At 71.9% G+C, this 16,516-nt stretch carries 12 protein-coding genes; 6 read left to right on the top strand and 6 right to left on the bottom strand.

Annotated elements, in window-relative coordinates; all coding sequences use genetic code 11:
• Nucleotides 1-166: 166 nt before the first annotated feature.
• The 5 genes from ACZ56U_RS14135 to ACZ56U_RS14155 are packed head-to-tail and all read right to left on the bottom strand — an operon-like array spanning nucleotide 167 to nucleotide 5,732.
• Entirely contained in the window at nucleotides 167-1,477 is a 1,311-nt protein-coding gene (locus tag ACZ56U_RS14135; RefSeq protein WP_469084287.1) for a DUF58 domain-containing protein, read from the bottom strand.
• Nucleotides 1,477-2,469 (bottom strand): AAA family ATPase, encoded by a 993-nt coding sequence (locus ACZ56U_RS14140; protein WP_469084288.1) that lies wholly within the window; start codon nucleotides 2,467-2,469, stop codon nucleotides 1,477-1,479. Before ACZ56U_RS14140 ends, ACZ56U_RS14135 begins: the two co-directional genes overlap by 1 nt.
• Entirely contained in the window at nucleotides 2,466-3,656 is a 1,191-nt protein-coding gene (locus ACZ56U_RS14145; RefSeq protein WP_469084289.1) for a DUF4350 domain-containing protein, read from the bottom strand. Before ACZ56U_RS14145 ends, ACZ56U_RS14140 begins: the two co-directional genes overlap by 4 nt.
• Nucleotides 3,653-4,408 (bottom strand): DUF4129 domain-containing protein, encoded by a 756-nt coding sequence (locus ACZ56U_RS14150; protein WP_469084290.1) that lies wholly within the window; start codon nucleotides 4,406-4,408, stop codon nucleotides 3,653-3,655. Before ACZ56U_RS14150 ends, ACZ56U_RS14145 begins: the two co-directional genes overlap by 4 nt.
• A gap of 4 nt (nucleotides 4,409-4,412) precedes the next feature.
• A complete protein-coding gene (locus ACZ56U_RS14155; RefSeq protein WP_469084291.1) occupies nucleotides 4,413-5,732 on the bottom strand; it encodes a DUF7847 domain-containing protein in 1,320 nt (439 codons plus the stop codon).
• A gap of 140 nt (nucleotides 5,733-5,872) precedes the next feature.
• Between ACZ56U_RS14155 and mtnA the strand changes: the two genes are divergently transcribed.
• From mtnA to ACZ56U_RS14185, 6 genes are all read left to right on the top strand, one after another.
• Nucleotides 5,873-7,015 carry an S-methyl-5-thioribose-1-phosphate isomerase gene (mtnA, locus tag ACZ56U_RS14160; RefSeq protein WP_469084292.1) on the top strand — a complete coding sequence of 381 codons (1,143 nt, stop codon included), beginning with the start codon at nucleotides 5,873-5,875 and terminating at the stop codon, nucleotides 7,013-7,015.
• 267 nt (nucleotides 7,016-7,282) lie between these two features.
• Complete coding sequence (gene mtrA, locus ACZ56U_RS14165) at nucleotides 7,283-7,972, top strand: two-component system response regulator MtrA (protein WP_282537543.1); 690 nt, start codon at nucleotides 7,283-7,285, stop codon at nucleotides 7,970-7,972.
• A 1-nt stretch (nucleotide 7,973) separates the two neighbouring features.
• Entirely contained in the window at nucleotides 7,974-10,025 is a 2,052-nt protein-coding gene (gene mtrB, locus ACZ56U_RS14170) for an MtrAB system histidine kinase MtrB (protein ID WP_469084293.1), read from the top strand.
• Nucleotides 10,015-11,856 (top strand): LpqB family beta-propeller domain-containing protein, encoded by a 1,842-nt coding sequence (locus tag ACZ56U_RS14175; RefSeq protein ID WP_469084294.1) that lies wholly within the window; start codon nucleotides 10,015-10,017, stop codon nucleotides 11,854-11,856. The genes mtrB and ACZ56U_RS14175 overlap by 11 nt, the downstream gene beginning before the upstream one ends.
• Nucleotides 11,857-13,488: 1,632 nt before the next feature.
• Nucleotides 13,489-14,181 (top strand): ribosome hibernation-promoting factor, HPF/YfiA family, encoded by a 693-nt coding sequence (gene hpf, locus ACZ56U_RS14180; RefSeq protein WP_469084295.1) that lies wholly within the window; start codon nucleotides 13,489-13,491, stop codon nucleotides 14,179-14,181.
• A gap of 201 nt (nucleotides 14,182-14,382) precedes the next feature.
• Entirely contained in the window at nucleotides 14,383-15,129 is a 747-nt protein-coding gene (locus tag ACZ56U_RS14185; protein WP_469084296.1) for a response regulator, read from the top strand.
• Here the strand turns inward: ACZ56U_RS14185 and ACZ56U_RS14190 are convergent.
• Complete coding sequence (locus ACZ56U_RS14190) at nucleotides 15,115-16,308, bottom strand: winged helix-turn-helix domain-containing protein (protein ID WP_469084297.1); 1,194 nt, start codon at nucleotides 16,306-16,308, stop codon at nucleotides 15,115-15,117. The genes ACZ56U_RS14185 and ACZ56U_RS14190 overlap by 15 nt on opposite strands.
• Between the last annotated feature and the right edge of the window lie 208 nt (nucleotides 16,309-16,516).

Genomic DNA, 16,516 nt, shown 5'->3' on the forward strand with positions numbered 1-16,516 from the left:
CTCACAGCGCCGATGGTACTGCAGGGGGGACCCTGTGGGAGAGTAGGACACCGCCGAACAAATTTTAGAAAAGGCCCACGCCATTAGGCGTGGGCCTTTTTGTATTTCTGGGAATTTGGACGGCAATTCAGTCAGTTCTTCTTCCCGTCCTCGCTGGTCTGCGTGATCACAGGCGTCCCGCTGTCTTGAGGGCCAGATAGGCGTCCGCCAAGGCCGGGGCCAGTTCGTCCGGCGTTGCGTCTACGACGGTGACGCCGTGGCGTCGGAGGTGTGCCGCGGTGCGGTGGCGTTCGCTCTGTGCTTGCGCGGCTGATGCGGCCTCGTAGACGGCGTCGGTGGTTCCGCGCGCTTTCGCCATGCGGGCGATGTGAGGGTCGGCCACTGCGGCGACGAGGACCGTGTGGCGTTGGGTGAGCTGGGGGAGGACGGGCAGCAGGCCTTCTTCGACCGGGGCCGCGTCGAGGGTGGTGAGCAGCACGATCAGGGAGCGGCGTGGAGCTGTTCTGAGCGCAGTGGCCGTAAGACCGCGTGCGTCTGTTTCGACGAGTGCCGGTTCCAGGGGGGCCATCGCGTTCACCAGGGACGGCAGGACGTCTTTTGCCGTGCGGCCCTGGACCAGGGCGCGTACCCGGCGGTCGTAGGCCAGGAGGTCGACGCGGTCGCCGGCGCGGGAGGCCAGTGCGGCCAGGAGCAGTGCCGCGTCCATGGAGGCGTCGAGGCGGGGGGCGTCGTCGACGCGGCCGGCCGAGGTGCGGCCGGTGTCGAGGACGATGAGGATGTGGCGGTCGCGTTCCGGTCGCCAGGTGCGTACGGCGACCGCCGACTGGCGGGCTGTGGCGCGCCAGTCGATGGAGCGGGTGTCGTCGCCGGGGACGTATTCGCGCAGGCTGTCGAACTCCGTGCCTTCGCCGCGGGTGAGCACGCTGGTGCGGCCGTCGAGTTCGCGCAGTCGGGCGAGCTTGGCGGGGAGGTGCTTGCGGCTGGTGAAGGGGGGCAGGACGCGTACCGTCCACGGGACGTGGTGGGTGCCCTGGCGGGAGAAGAGGCCGAGGGGGCCGTAGGAGCGGATGGTGACGCGGTCTGCCTTGCGGTCGCCTCGGCGGGTGGGGCGTAGGCGCGTGGTGATGCGACGGCGTTCGCCCGCGGGGACCGTGAGGCGGTGGCGGGAGGCCGCTGTCTCCGTGCCCGCGAGCCAGCTGCTGGGGGGCCAGGCGTCGCGGAGGTGGGCTCGGAGCGGGCGGTTGGACGGGTTGGTGACGGTCAGGGTGACGTCGGCCGTCTCGCCGAGGCGTACGGAGGTGTCGCCGGAGCGGTTCAGGCCCAGGCGGCGTACGGGGGCTGCGAGGGTGAAGTCGCAGGCGCAGGCGAGGGCCAGGGGGGCGTTCACGGCGAGGAGGCCCGTCAGGCTGGGGTCCCAGAGGCCGACGGGGAGGGAGCCCAGGGCCGCGAGGAGCGCGGCGCGGCCGGTGAGTGCCATCAGCGGGGGACGGGGACGTGGGCAAGGATGGCGTGGATGACGGAGTCGGCCGTCACGCCCTCCATCTCGGCCTCCGGGCGGAGTTGTACGCGGTGGCGGAGGGTCGGGAGCGCGAGTGCCTTCACGTCGTCGGGGATGACGTAGTCGCGGCCGGTCAGCCATGCCCACGCGCGCGAGGTGGCCAGGAGGGCCGTGGCGCCGCGCGGGGAGGCGCCGAGGGTGAGGGACGGGGATTCGCGGGTGGCTCGGCAGATGTCGACGACGTAGGCCGTGATCTCCGGGGAGATCGCCGTCTTGGCGACCGCTGCGCGGGCGGCTTCGAGGTCTGCGGGGCCCGCGACCGGGCGTAGGCCGGCGGCGTGGAGGTCGCGGGGGTTGAAGCCCTCGGCGTGGCGGGTGAGGACGTCGATCTCGTCCTGTCGGGAGGGCAGGGGGATGGTGAGTTTGAGGAGGAAACGGTCGAGCTGGGCTTCCGGGAGGGGGTAGGTGCCCTCGTACTCGACCGGGTTCTGGGTCGCGGCGACCAGGAAGGGGTCCGGGAGCGGGCGGGGGATGCCGTCGACTGTGACCTGGCGTTCCTCCATGGCTTCGAGGAGGGACGACTGGGTCTTGGGGGGCGTTCTGTTGATCTCGTCCGCGAGGAGGAGGTTGGTGAAGACCGGGCCGGGCTGGAAGGAGAACTCGGCGGAGCGGGTGTCGTAGACGAGGGAGCCCGTCACGTCGCTCGGCATGAGGTCGGGGGTGAACTGGACGCGTTTGGTGTCGAGTTCCAGTGCGGATGCGAGGGCGCGGACGAGCAACGTTTTGGCGACCCCGGGGACTCCTTCTAGAAGTACGTGTCCGCGGCAGAGGAGGGCGACGACCAGACCGGTCACGGCGGGGTCCTGGCCGACCACGGCTTTGGCGATCTCGGCGCGCAGGGCTTCCAGGGAGGCCCGGGCGGCGTCCGGGTTCCCGGGGTTCCCGGCGTTGTCAGTGGTCGGGGCCATCATGAACGGCGTACCTCTCTTTCGAGGGCGTCGAGTTGGTCGGCGAGCTGGACGAGGGCTGTGTTGTCGTGCGGCGGCGGGCCGAAGAGGAGGGTGTGCAGGGGCTGTCCATCGCCTCGGAGGTGGGTGGACAGGGCGGGGAGCAGGGCTTCGGGCGCGTGCGCCTGGGCGACGGGGACGCCTACGAGGGGGGCGAGGCGGGTGCGGGTGGTGGAGCGGAGAGCGGCGGCCGCGCGGTCGCGTGCGTTGGCTTTGCGGTAGAGGCGGGCGCGGCCTTCGACGGTTTCGGAGGCGCGGATCGCCACGGGGAGGTTCTCGGGCACGAGGGGGCCGAGTCGGCGTGCCCGCCAGAGGGCGGCCAGGGCCGCGGCGACGAAGAGTTGCAGGGTGCCCCAGCGCCAGCCCGAGGGGAGCAGGTCGAAGAAGCTGCGTTCGTCGTCGGTGGCGGCCGACGCGTCGGAGAGTGAGGGGAGGTACCAGACCAGATGGGGGCGGGAGCCGAGGAGTTGGAGGGCGAGGGAGGCGTTGCCCTGCTCGTCGAGGCGGTCGTTGCGCAGGATGTCGGGCGCGCCGAGGACGACGGTGTCGCCGCCCCCGGTCGCCGGGACGCGCAGCAGGGTGGCGAGGCGCTCGCTGGGGTAGCAGGCGTCGGCGTCGAGGTGGGTGGTGGTGTAGCGGATACCACCGGTGTCGGCGGGGCCCGCGCGGCGGGCGGCGGGGAGGGTGCAGTCGGGGTCGAGCGTGGAGCCGGTGGTGGTGGCGGGGTCTGCTGTGACGTCGGGGGCGAGTCGGCCGACGGACGCGCTGCCGGGGGCGACGAGGACGGTACGGCCGCCGGAGCCGGCGGTCGTGGAGTGCAGGCGGGACTGCTGGCGGTGGGTCAGCAGGTCGGGGAGGGCGACCAGGAGGGTGGTGTCGGGGCCGGCTGCGGAGCGGGCCTCGCTCAGGGTGGTGACCACGCGTGTGGACACTCCGCGGTCGGCGAGGAGTTCCGCGACGGCGCGGCTGCCGAGAGGGTCGGCGGAGCGCGGGTCGAGGTTGCCGTGGCGGGCGTCGGAGCGGATGACCGCGATCGTGATGGCGGCCGCCAGGAGGAGCACGAGGGCGAGCGCGATGCCTCGGGTGCGGGTCCACACCTGGCGGGCGGTGGGCGAGGCCGAGGTGGACGGGAGCGTGGCCTCGGTGGTCATTCGGCGGCTCCCTGGCGGGCGTTGGGTGCCGTGCTGGGGGTGCTGCTGGCGAGCTGCGGCTTGCTGCGTTCCAGGGCGCGGTCGAGTTCGGTAATGCGCTGGTACGTCGGCCGGCCGGCCCTGCGGCCGCCGTATGTGACGTCGTCGAAGTCGCGGGCGGCGGCGTGCAGCCGGTCCGTGTGGGAGGGCAGGGCGCGGGCGGCTTCGGCGGCGGCCTCGTCGGCGGTGCGGCCGGCGCGGATGTCGAGCAGGGCGCGCTCCTCCAGGGAGCGGACGATGGCCCGCATGCGTTCCTGGACGGCCTGGTTCCAGTGGCCCTGGGCGGCGTGCGCCTCGGCGGCCGCGCGGTGTTCGGCGGCGCTGCGGGGGCGGTCGTCGAACAGGGCGGCGGTGGAGGCGGGTTCGCGGCGCGGGGTGCCCAGGCGCCACCACAGGGCGCCCAGGACCGCGAGGACCGCCACGACGATGACGACCAGGCCGAGCGCACCCCCGGGCGTCGCGGTCGCGGCGGTGCCGAACAGTTCGCCGACCCAGTCCCAGAAGGCGTTGAGGGCGCGCTGGAACCAGCTGGGGTCGTTCTCGTGGTACATGCCTTTCGACAGCTCGCGTCGGGCCGCCTCGCGCGCGGGGTCGCGCGGGACGGTCACCGGTGGCTCGGCTCCGGAGCGGGCCGGTCCGAAGGCGTTGCCGGCGCGCACGACCGTGCGCGGCAGCAGCGGTACCGATGTGAGAACTCCCCCCGTCGGGCTCACGGCATCAGCCTCCGGCGGCGGCGCCGGGGGCGCCGGAGCCGTGGGCCTGGACGCCGGCCGCGCGGGCCAGGTCGAGGTCGAGGGCCTCGCGGCGGATGCGCTGGTCGATGTAGAGGAGCACGGTGACCCCGGCGGTGATCGGGAAGGTGATCATGGCGCCGATGACCGAGCCGATGCCGCTGACGATGAGGTAGGTCCAGCCCAGGTCGCTGCTGGTGTCGAGCAGGCCGGTGACGCCCTCGCCGTCCAGCGCGGCGGCGAGGAAGGAGAAGGGGATGACCACGATCGAGGCCACGACGTTGGCGATGACCGTGGCGAGCAGCTGGATGCCGAAGACGCGCCACCAGGAGCCGCGGACCAGCTTCGCGGACCGGTTCAGCGACTTGACGATGCCCTGCTTCTCCAGCATCAGCGCGGGCGAGGCCAGCGAGAAGCGGATCATGAGCCACAGGGCGACGACGCCGGCTGCCAGGCCGCCCAGGACCGCGAGGCCGGCTCCGGCGTCGCCCGACCCCGCGAGGCCGACGAGGATGCCCGGCAGGGTGCCGGCCGCGACGATCGCGAAGGCGATGACGATCAGCAGGAAGATCAGGCCGAACAGCTTGGGCACCTGCGGACGGGCGTCGCGCCAGGCCTCGCCGGTGGTGACCGACTTGCCGAGGACGGCGCGGCTGGTGACCGTCGTGAGCAGGGCGGTCGCGGCGATCGTGCCGATCAGCGAGATCAGGAAGATGACACTGGTGCTGAGCATGGTGTCGCCCAGGGCGCGCGCCAGCTCGTCGGGGGTGGCGTCGGCACTCGGGGCGGCGGTGTCGAGGTCGTCGAGGACCAGGCCCTGGAGGAGGATGACGAGGATCTGGGTGACGACCGCGACGGTCAGGGAGATGCCCAGGACCGTGCGCCAGTAGGTGCGCATGGTGGAGACCGCGCCGTCGAGGATCTCGCCCACGCCGAGCGGGCGGAGCGGGATGACACCGGGCTTGGCCGCGGGCGGGGGGCCGCCCCAGCCGCTTCCCCAGCCACCGGGGCCACCCTGTCCGCCGTACCCGCTGGGGGCGCCGGGGGCGGCCGGGGGGTGGGTGCCCCAGCCCGGGCCGGGCGGTGGTGGCGGGGTCTGCCCGGGGTGCGCCGGGCCGGTGGGTGCGGACCACTGGGCGGGGGGCGGCTGCTCCTTGGACCACTTCGAGCCGGCGCCCTCCGGGTCCGTGCCGGGCTGGTCCGCGGGGCCGGGGTGGTCCGCGCCTTCGGCAGGGCCGGACGCGCCGGGTTCCTGCCCGTCGGACGGGGCAGATCCGGGCGAGGCCCAGCCCGGAGTGTCGTTCATCGTCGCTCCTTCACGGTGCCCGTCCGCGGGCGCGGCGGCAGGTTGGCAGCCATCGTGCCATGGGGTGCCCGCCCGGGGACCGGGCGAGGTATCGGCGGCACACCTTCAATTGTCCGCCGGATAACGGGCACACTGACCGCATGGCTGATCAGTACGCGCAAACCGGCGAGGACAGCAGGCCCATCGAGATACCGACGATCCGTTGGGAAGAGCCACCCGAAGGTCCTGTCGTGGTCCTTCTGGACCAGACAAGGCTGCCGGCCGAGGAGGTCGAGCTGGTCTGTACGGACGCGCCCGCGCTGGTGGAGGCGATCCGGTCGCTCGCCGTGCGCGGGGCGCCGGTGCTCGGCATCGCGGGGGCGTACGGTGTCGCGCTCGCCGCCGCGCGGGGGTTCGACGTCGACGACGCGGCGACCGGTCTCGAGGGGGCCAGGCCCACCGCGGTGAACCTGTCGGTCGGCGTGCGCCGGGCGCACGCCGCGTACCGGGCCGCGCTCGCCACGAGCGGGGACCCGGGGCAGGCGGCGCTGGCGGCACTGGACGCGGCCCGGGCCCTGCACCGCGAGGACGCCGAGGCCAGTGCGCGGATGGCGGAGTGCGGGCTGGTGCTGCTCGACGAGTTGCTGCCGGGTGGCGGGCACCGGATTCTCACGCACTGCAACACCGGCGCGCTGGTGTCGGGTGGCGAGGGGACGGCGTTCGCGGTGGCGCTCGCGGCGCATCGGGTCGGGCGGCTGCGGCGCCTGTGGGTGGACGAGACACGTCCGCTGCTGCAGGGTGCTCGCCTGACGGCGTACGAGGCGGCGCGCAACGGGATGGCGTACACGCTGCTCACCGACAACGCGGCGGGCTCGCTGTTCGCGGCGGGGGAGGTGGACGCGGTGCTGATCGGGGCGGACCGGATCGCGGCCGACGGGTCGGTGGCGAACAAGGTGGGCAGCTATCCGCTCGCGGTGCTGGCGCGGTACCACCATGTGCCGTTCATCGTGGTGGCACCGTTGACGACGGTGGATCCGGGCACGCCGGACGGGGCGTCCATCGAGGTCGAGCAGCGTCCCGGGTACGAGGTGACGGAGGTCGCCGCGCCGCAGGTGCCGGTCACGGGAGCCGGCGGTGGGTTGCCGGTGGCGCCGTTGGGGACGCAGGCGTACAACCCGGCGTTCGATGTGACGCCGCCGGAGCTGATCACGGCGATCGTCACGGAGGAGGGTGTGGTCTCGCCGGTGACGGCCGAGGGGTTGGCGGAGCTGTGTGCGAGGTCGCGGCAGGTGTCGATCGGCTAGCGCCGCGGCAGGGGACCCTCGCCCCGGCGCGACGCTGCTGGACCGGCAAACGTCGCCTGCCGCGAGACCGCGTGGCACCGCCGTCAGCGCCGCGGGTGGGAGGGCGGAGGGCCGACCTCGGGGTGAGGGTGCGCTTACGCTGGGTAGCGACATCCGTCGAGACATCGACGCCGCCGGACGGGGGCAGACAGTGACGGCCGAGTACGACTATCGTCACGGGCCAGTGACCCTGCTCACCAGCGCCTCTGTCACTGTTATGAGAATGGGATGATGTCGGTTATGAAGGGACGAGTCCTTGTCGTCGACGACGACACCGCACTGGCCGAGATGCTCGGCATTGTGCTGCGTGGTGAAGGTTTTGAGCCGTCTTTCGTAGCCGACGGTGACAAGGCGCTGGCCGCATTCCGTGAGACCAAACCCGACCTGGTGCTCCTGGATCTGATGCTGCCGGGCCGGGACGGAATCGAGGTGTGCCGCCTGATCAGGGCGGAGTCGGGTGTGCCGATCGTGATGCTCACGGCCAAGAGCGACACAGTCGATGTCGTCGTGGGCCTGGAGTCGGGCGCGGACGACTACATCGTGAAGCCGTTCAAGCCGAAGGAGCTCGTCGCCCGGATCCGGGCGCGGCTGCGGAGGTCTGAGGAGCCGGCGCCCGAGCAGCTCGCCATAGGCGATCTCGTCATCGACGTGGCCGGTCACTCCGTGAAGCGGGACGGGCAGTCGATCGCGCTGACGCCGCTGGAGTTCGACCTGCTGGTCGCGCTGGCGCGCAAGCCCTGGCAGGTGTTCACCCGCGAGGTGCTCCTCGAACAGGTGTGGGGTTACCGGCATGCCGCGGACACCCGCCTGGTCAACGTGCATGTGCAGCGGCTGCGCTCCAAGGTCGAGAAGGACCCGGAGCGGCCGGAGATCGTGGTGACCGTCCGTGGTGTGGGATACAAGGCAGGACCCAGCTGACATGTCCGGAGACAGTGCCGCTTCGTCGCCCGGGCGGACCGGGGCCGGTGCGAAGCGGCCTGTCGGCCGGAAGGCGTCGGCTTCCCGCTGGAGGCGTTTGTTCGAGGGCGGGCTGCTGGAGGGCGGAGTCCAGGGCAGCCCGGTCCTCCGGCTGTTCATGCGCTGGGTGCGCCGACCGCTGCTGCCGGTCATGCGGCTGTGGCGGCGCAACATCCAGCTCAAGGTCGTCGTCACCACGCTGCTGATGTCCCTGGGCGTGGTGCTGCTGCTCGGGTTCGTCGTCATCGGGCAGGTGCGCAACGGGCTGCTGGACGCCAAGGTGAAGGCCTCGCAGAGTCAGGCCACCGGGGGTTTCGCGGCGGCCAGCCAGAAGGCCGACACCGCGATGAGCGCCGGTGCGGAGGACGCGGCGGGCGAGGACGGCCGGTCCAACCAGAACGTCATCCCCTGGATGGGTGACCTCGTGGAGTCCCTCTCCAGCGGCGGCCAGGGCGCCTTCGACGTCATCACGCTGCCCGCCGCCGGTGACGACAGCGGCGGGCGCGGTCCGCGGGCCTCCGGCGGGGTCGAGCCGACGGAGAGCGTTCCGCAGAACCTGCGCGACCGCGTCGACTCCAGCATGCAGGCGGCCCAGAGCTACACCCGCGTCCGGTACACCGACCAGGACGTCGAGTCGCAGCCCGCGCTCATCATCGGCAAGCAGGTCGACGACCCCAACGGCAACCCGTACCAGCTCTACTACGTCTTCCCGCTCACCCAGGAGGAGAAGTCGCTGAGCCTGGTCAAGGGGACGCTGGCGACCGCCGGGCTGTTCGTCGTCGTCCTCCTCGGGGCCATCGCCTGGCTGGTGGTGCGGCAGGTCGTCACGCCGGTGCGGATGGCGGCCGGGATCGCCGAACGCCTGTCCGCGGGACGGCTTCAGGAACGGATGAAGGTCACCGGCGAGGACGACATCGCCCGCCTCGGTGAGGCCTTCAACAAGATGGCGCAGAACCTCCAGCTGAAGATCCAGCAGTTGGAGGACCTGTCCCGGATGCAGCGGCGGTTCGTGTCGGACGTGTCGCACGAGCTGCGGACGCCGCTGACGACCGTACGGATGGCGGCGGACGTCATCCATGACGCGCGGGAGGACTTCGATCCGGTGACCGCGCGGTCGGCGGAGCTGCTCGCCGACCAGCTGGACCGGTTCGAGTCACTGCTCGCCGACCTGCTGGAGATCAGCCGGTTCGACGCGGGTGCGGCGGCGCTGGAGGCGGAGCCGATCGATCTGCGGGAGGTCGTGCACCGGGTCGTCAGCGGTGCGGCGCCGCTCGCCGAGCGCAAGGGCACGCGGATACGGCTCGTCGGCGACCAGCAGCCCGTGGTGGCCGAGGCCGACGCCCGGCGGGTGGAGCGGGTGCTGCGCAATCTGGTTGTCAACGCCGTGGAGCACGGCGAGGGCAAGGACGTCGTGGTCAAGCTGGCCTCGGCGGGCGGGGCGGTCGCGGTCGCGGTGCGGGACTACGGCGTAGGGCTCAAGCCCGGTGAGGCGACCCGGGTCTTCAGCCGGTTCTGGCGGGCGGACCCGGCACGCGCGCGTACCACCGGTGGTACCGGTCTGGGGCTGTCCATCGCCCTGGAGGACGCACGGCTGCACGGTGGCTGGCTCCAGGCGTGGGGCGAGCCGGGTGGCGGCTCGCAGTTCCGGCTGACGCTGCCCAGGACGGCGGACGAGCCGCTGCGGGGCTCGCCGATACCGCTGGAGCCCAAGGACTCGCGTCGCAATCGTGGCCTCGACGACGCCGGCCTGCCGCGCGCGGGGGACGGGGAGAAGCGCGCCACCGTGCCGGTGCAGACGTCGAACGAGCCGGCGCCGCTCACGCCGCGGCTGTCCGCCGCGACCGCGGATCCGACGGCGCTGCCCGGCAACGGCGCGCGCGTGGTGCCGCGGCCCACCGGAGGAGCGCGGTCGGCGGACGACACGGGCGCCGCGGACCAGGCGCCCTCGCAGGCGCGCAACGCCGGTCCGGAGGACCGCAACAAGCAAGGGGAGGCAAGCAGCCGTGGGCGCTGACCGGGGGAGGGGCGGTCGGTGGCGGACGCCGGTACGCGCGGTGCTGTCGGTGGCGTGTGGCGCCGTACTGCTGGCGGGGTGTGCCTCGATGCCGGACCACGGGGATCTGCGCGGGGTGGAGTCCACGCCGCGACAGGAGTCGCAGGTGCGGGTCTTCGCGCTGCCGCCCCGCGAGAACGCCGAGGCCCCGGAGATAGTGGACGGCTTCCTCGAGGCGCTGACCAGTGACGACCCCGATTTCGAGACGGCGCGCAAGTACCTGACCACACAGGCCGCCCGCGCGTGGCGGCCCGAGGCGTCGCTCACGGTGCTCGCCGTGGGGCCGGATTCCGAGCGGATCTCGAGCGGCGGGGTGGAGGCCGGTGACGCCGAGTTCACGCTGACCGGCAAGAAGGTCGCCACCGTGGACGGACAGCAGGCGTACGCGCCCGCCGACGGCGCGTACATCAAGACGCTGCACCTCGTGCGGGAGAAGAAGTCCAAGCAGTGGCGCATCGACGACGTGCCGCCGGGCGTGGTCATGGGCAAGTCCGACTTCCTGCGCAACTACACGTCGGTCAACCGGTACTACTTCGCCTCGAACACCCCGTCCGAGGCGAACGGTCAGCCGGTGGCCGTCGCCGACCCCGTCTATGTGCGCAAGAAGGTCGACCCGTTGACGCAGACGGTGAGTCTGCTGCTCGCCGGGCCCTCACGCTGGCTGAACCCGGTGGTCAGGTCGAGCTTCCCCACCGGTACGAAGCTGCGCAAGGACGTCACGCGGTTGGCGCCCAACGACCAGAACCAGCTGACCGTGCCGCTCAACGTGAAGTCCGACCGGGTCGGTCTGCAGAAGTGCCGCGAGATGGCCGCCCAACTCCTGTTCACCCTGCGGGATCTGACCCCCACCGGGGTGACCTCGGTCGAACTGCAGGGTTCCGACGGCACGCAGTTGTGCGCGCCCTTCGGTGGGAGCGACGCCGAGAACACGGTCGTGCACGCGGTCGCGAAGAACGAGTACCAGTACTTCATCGACGCGAAGCACCGGCTCGTACGGCTGGCCAGCCAGGGTGAGGGCACGGAGCCCACGCCGGTGCCGGGCGCGCTCGGCGAGGGCGACACGGAGCTGCGGTCCGCCGCGGTGTCCCGGGACGAGCGCAAGGGGGCCGGGGTCTCCGCCGACGGCAGCGCTCTGTACGTCGGGTCGCTGGTGTCGGGGGCCTCGCTCGGCGATCCGGTCGTGCACAGCGACGGCAAGACGGAGAACGACCGCCTCACCACGCCCAGTTGGGACGGCGAGGGCGACCTGTGGGTGGCCGACCGCGACCCGAAGAACCCCCGGCTGCTGCTTCTGAAGAACGGTGCGGGCGACCCCATAGAGGTCGACACCGCGGGGCTCGACGGTCGCATCGACGCGGTGCGGATGGCCGCCGACGGGGTGCGGATCGCACTCATCGTGGAGAAGGACGGCGAGCAGTCCCTCTACGTCGGGCGGATCGAGCGGGGTGACAAGGCGAGCGGGGAGAAGCCCGTCGCGGTGGTCGAACCCCGTTCGGTGACCCCGCAGTTGGTGGAGGTCACCGCCATGTCGTGGGCCGGGGACAGTCGGCTCGTGGTGGTGGGGCGCGAGAAGGGCGGCGTGCAGCAGATGGCGTACGTCCAGGTCGACGGCTCCACGCCGGTGGGGTCGGCGCCCGCCGCGCTGACGGGTGTGAAGGCCCTCGCCTCCTCCGAGGACGAGGAACTGCCGCTGGTGGCCTACACGGAGGAGGACGGCATCGTCCGGCTCTCGTCCGGGTCGAAGTGGCAGCAGATCGTCAAGGACGGGACGGCGCCGGTCTACCCCGGGTAGTCGGACCGGCCTGTCCCGGGTAGTCCGGCCGGTCCGTCCCGGGTAGTCCGCGGGGGACCGGTGCGGACCGGCTCCGGCGGGCTGTGGGGAGTTGTCCACAGGGCGTTGTCCACAGGGGTGGCCGGGTGGCGCGGGCGTTGGCACAGTGGTGGGCATGCGGGGGTGGTGGCAGGACCTCACCGATCTGGTGCTGCCGGCCGAGTGCGGAGGCTGTGGAAGGCCGCGCGCGGTGCTCTGTCCGGAGTGCCGTGGCGTCCTGAGCGGGTCCGTGCCGCGCCGGGTGCGACCGGAGCCGGAGCCGGCGGGGCTGCCGGTGGTGCATGCGGCTGCCCGGTACGCCGACGAGGTGCGGGCCGTGCTGCTCGCTCACAAGGAACGCGGCGCGCTGGCCCTGGCGGCACCGCTCGGCGCGGCCCTGGCAGGGGCGGTGCGGGTGGGGCTGGGGGAGGCGGCGCGGGCGGGGGATGACCGAGGGGCGGTGGAGCCGGCGTGGGCCGCGAGGCGCGTCCTCCCTGGTAGCGGGGGCCTGGCGGGCCCTGTGACGGGGTGGGCGGGTGGTCCGGCGGCAGCTGGTGGCTGGGTGCCGGAGAGTGCCTTGGCGGGGCGTGTGGGCGATTCACCGAGGGGCGCGGGTCGGGACGTGGGCGGTGCCCGGACCGGACTTGGCGAGGGCGAGGCTGTGCTGCTGGTACCCGTGCCGTCCGCGCGGCGGGTGGTGGCGGCTCGGGGGCATGATCCGGCCCGGCGGATCGCACTGGCGGCGGCGGGGGAGCTGCGGCGGTGCGGGGTGCCGGCACGGGTGGTCGGAGTGCTGCGGCAGTGGCGCGGCGTCGCAGACCAGACGGGGCTCGACGCACGGGAGCGGCTGGCGAATCTCGCCGGGGCACTCGGGGTCGTCCCGGGCGGTGGACGGTTGCTGCTCGGTGGACCGGTCGTGCTGGTCGACGACCTGATGACGACGGGCGCGTCCCTGGCGGAGGCGGCGCGTGCGGTGCGGGTGGCTGCGGCGGGGGAGGTGGCGCGGGCCGCGCGTGCGGTGCGGGTGGCTGCGGCGGAGGTGGGGCCTGGCCCGGGGCGGGCCGTACGGGTGCCGGGCGGGGACGGGTGCGGGCGGCAGGGTGGCTCGTTCGCTGACAGCTCAGCGGCAACACCCGTGTACGACACGGCGGCCCGGGAAGGCACAAGGAGACGGACGAAGCGATCAACGGGGGCAGACATGGGTACTGGGATCGGAAAGGTGCGGACCCATCGCGCTGGTGACATCATCTGCGCGGCCGTGGTCGCGGCATCGCCAGATTCGTTCGAAATAAACCGGAACTGACTGTGAACTTGCATCGTTGCAGGTAATGAGAGGACCAATTCACCTGAACGGAGGTACGCCGCAGTAGAGGGTGACGACATCCGTCCGGGCGAGATATGTTCGGTTGTGAGGAAAGGCGCAGGCCACACCTCTCATATCGGATTGCCGCGCCGCGGGTTTTCACCATCACCCGTCCCGGTGGAGTGGAGATCTTGCCCACGGGGGAGGAGGTGGAAGTCACCGAGTCCGAGGTTCCGGGGCTCACCGGAACCTGGTGCAAAAGGGAGATGCTCCGCCCAGTGGAGCGGAGCGATCCGGGAACGGAGTTCTGCGTGGACATCGTCGTCAAGGGCCGCAAGACAGAGGTGCCCGAGCGGTTCCGCAAGCACGTGGCCGAGAAGCTGAAGCTGGAGAAGATCCAGAAGCTCGACGGCAAGGTGATCAGCCTCGACGTCGAGGTGTCCAAGGAGCCGAACCCCCGACAGGCCGACCGCAGTGACCGAGTGGAGATCACGCTCCGCTCCCGCGGTCCGGTGATCCGGGCGGAGGCGGCGGCGAGCGATCCGTACGCGGCGCTCGACCTGGCGGCGGAAAAGCTGGAGGCCCGGCTGCGCAAGCAGCACGACAAGCGCTTCTCCCGTCGTGGCGCCCGCCGGCTCACGGCGGCCGAGGTTCCCGACCACGTCCCGGACGCGGCGACCCTCAACGTAGACGGCAGCCCCGTCCATGACGAAGAGCCGGACGGCGTCCCCGTCAAGAAGATCGGCTCGCTGGAAGTGAAGGGCGAAGGCCCCCTCGTCGTCCGCGAGAAGACCCACGTCGCTTCCCCGATGACCCTCGACCAGGCTCTGTACGAGATGGAGCTGGTCGGACACGACTTCTATCTGTTCGTCGACTCCGAGACCAAGGAACCGAGTGTCGTCTACCGGCGACACGCCTACGACTACGGCGTCATCCACCTCAACACCGACCCGATGGTCGCCCAGGCGCAACCCCCCGCGGCCGGGGACACGCTGGGTGGTTGACGGGCCCGCTGACGGCTGAGCCGGTGCCCCTGGAGCGCGTGTGCGCCCCCAGGGGCACCGGTGTGCGACCACTTCGCGTCCCGCTTGGTCACCGCGCTGTCGTCCGGGCATGGAATCATGGCCGCAACGGCCCAACCGGTGGGCCGTTGCCTTGGGTTGGCGATGGCACAGGACCAGCCACAGCCTTCAGGGGGAGGAACGATGGCGGACAGCTTCGGACCGATGCGTGACGAGGGTGTCGGCGACGGCGTCGTCGGCATGGGGCCGGACGCGGGCTCACCACGCAAGGAGCCGATCCGTGTCCTGGTCGTGGACGACCACGCCCTCTTCCGTCGGGGACTGGAGATCGTGCTCGCGGCCGAGGAGGACATCCAGGTCGTGGGGGAGGCGGGAGACGGTGCGGAGGCCGTCGACAAGGCCGCCGACCTGCTGCCCGACATCGTCCTGATGGACGTGCGGATGCCCAAGCGCGGCGGGATCGAGGCGTGCACCTCCATCAAGGAGGTGGCCCCGAGTGCCAAGATCATCATGCTGACGATCAGCGATGAAGAGGCCGATCTCTACGAAGCGATCAAGGCGGGCGCGACCGGATATCTGCTGAAGGAGATCTCCACGGACGAGGTGGCCACCGCCATTCGCGCGGTGGCCGACGGGCAGTCGCAGATCAGTCCGTCCATGGCGTCGAAACTGCTCACCGAGTTCAAGTCGATGATCCAGCGGACGGACGAGCGCCGACTCGTTCCCGCGCCGCGGCTGACGGACCGGGAGCTGGAGGTTCTCAAACTCGTCGCCACCGGTATGAACAACCGCGATATCGCCAAGGAGTTGTTCATCTCCGAGAACACCGTGAAGAACCATGTGCGCAACATCCTGGAGAAGCTCCAGCTGCACTCCAGGATGGAGGCCGTGGTCTACGCGATGCGGGAGAAGATCCTAGAGATTCGCTAGCTCCCGGACGAGGGGCTCGCGCAGCCCGGGTGCGTCCACCCGTTCCACCCGTACGTCCGTGCAGTTGACCCAGCTCGCCGCCTCGGCCAGGGCCTGGGCCACCGCGGGGACCGCCTTCGGGCCGTCCAGGGTGACCTGCTTGGCGACCAGGGTGCTGCCCTCGCGCGCCGGGTCCACCCGGCCGACGAGGTGGCCGCCGGACAGCACGGGCATCGCGAAGTAGCCGTAGACCCGCTTCGGCTTGGGGACGTAGGCCTCCAGGCGGTGGGTGAAGCCGAAGATCCGCTCGGTGCGCGCCCGTTCCCAGACCAGGGAGTCGAAGGGCGACAGCAGGGTCGTACGGTGGCGGCCGCGCGGGGGTGTCTCCAGGGCCGCCGGGTCGGCCCAGGCCGGCTTCGACCAGCCCTCGACCGTGACCGGGACCAGGCCCGAGTCGGCGATCACCGAGTCGACCTGTTCGCCCTTGAGGCGGTGGTAGTCGGCGATGTCCGCGCGTGTGCCGACGCCGAGAGACCTGCCGGCGAGGTGGACGAGTCGGCGCAGGCACTCGGCGTCGTCCAGCTCGTCGTGCAGCAGGTCCCGGGGGATGGCGCGTTCGGCGAGGTCGTAGACGCGCTTCCAGCCGCGCCGCTCCACGCAGACCACCTCGCCGTACATGAGCGCGCGCTCCACGGCGACCTTGGTGCCGGACCAGTCCCACCACTCGCTGGTCCTCTTCGCGCCGCCCAACTCCGTGGCGGTGAGCGGGCCTTCGGTGCGCAGCTGCTTGATGACCTGGTCGTAGGTGCCGTCCGGGAGGGCGTGGTTCCAGTGCGGGCGGCTGCGGTAGGCGCGGCGGCGGAAGGCGAAGTGGGGCCACTCCTCGATGGGGAGGATGCAGGCGGCGTGGGACCAGTACTCGAAGGCGTGGGGGCGTGCCGCAGGCGCGTCGGCGGACCCGGCCGTCCAGTACGCGTCCTCGACGGTCCTGCGGCCCACCGCTCCCAGGCGGGCGTAGGGGATGAGTTCGTGGGAGCGGGCCAGGACGGAGATGGTGTCGAGCTGGACCGCGCCGAGGTGGCGGAGGATGCCGCGGACGCCGGCCTTGCGGTCGGGGGTGCCGAGGAAGCCCTGGGCGCGGAGGGCGATTCGGCGGGCCTCGTCTGCGGAGAGGGCGGTCGTGGGGCGCGGGGTCGTCATGTCTCCGCACGATAGGAGGTGGGACTGACAGTGGGGGTGGGGCGGGGGGTCTGGGGGCGCGGGCGGTGAGGTACGCGTGGGGTGTGTGCGTGTGCGGGTGGGTTTTCCTCGTCCCGGTGTCCCGGTGTCCCGGTGTCCCGGTGTCCCGGTGTCCCGGTGTCCCGGTGTCCCGGTGTCCCGGTGTCCCGGTGTCCCGGTGTCCCGGTGT

This window comes from Streptomyces sp. NPDC034103 (assembly GCF_055575395.1).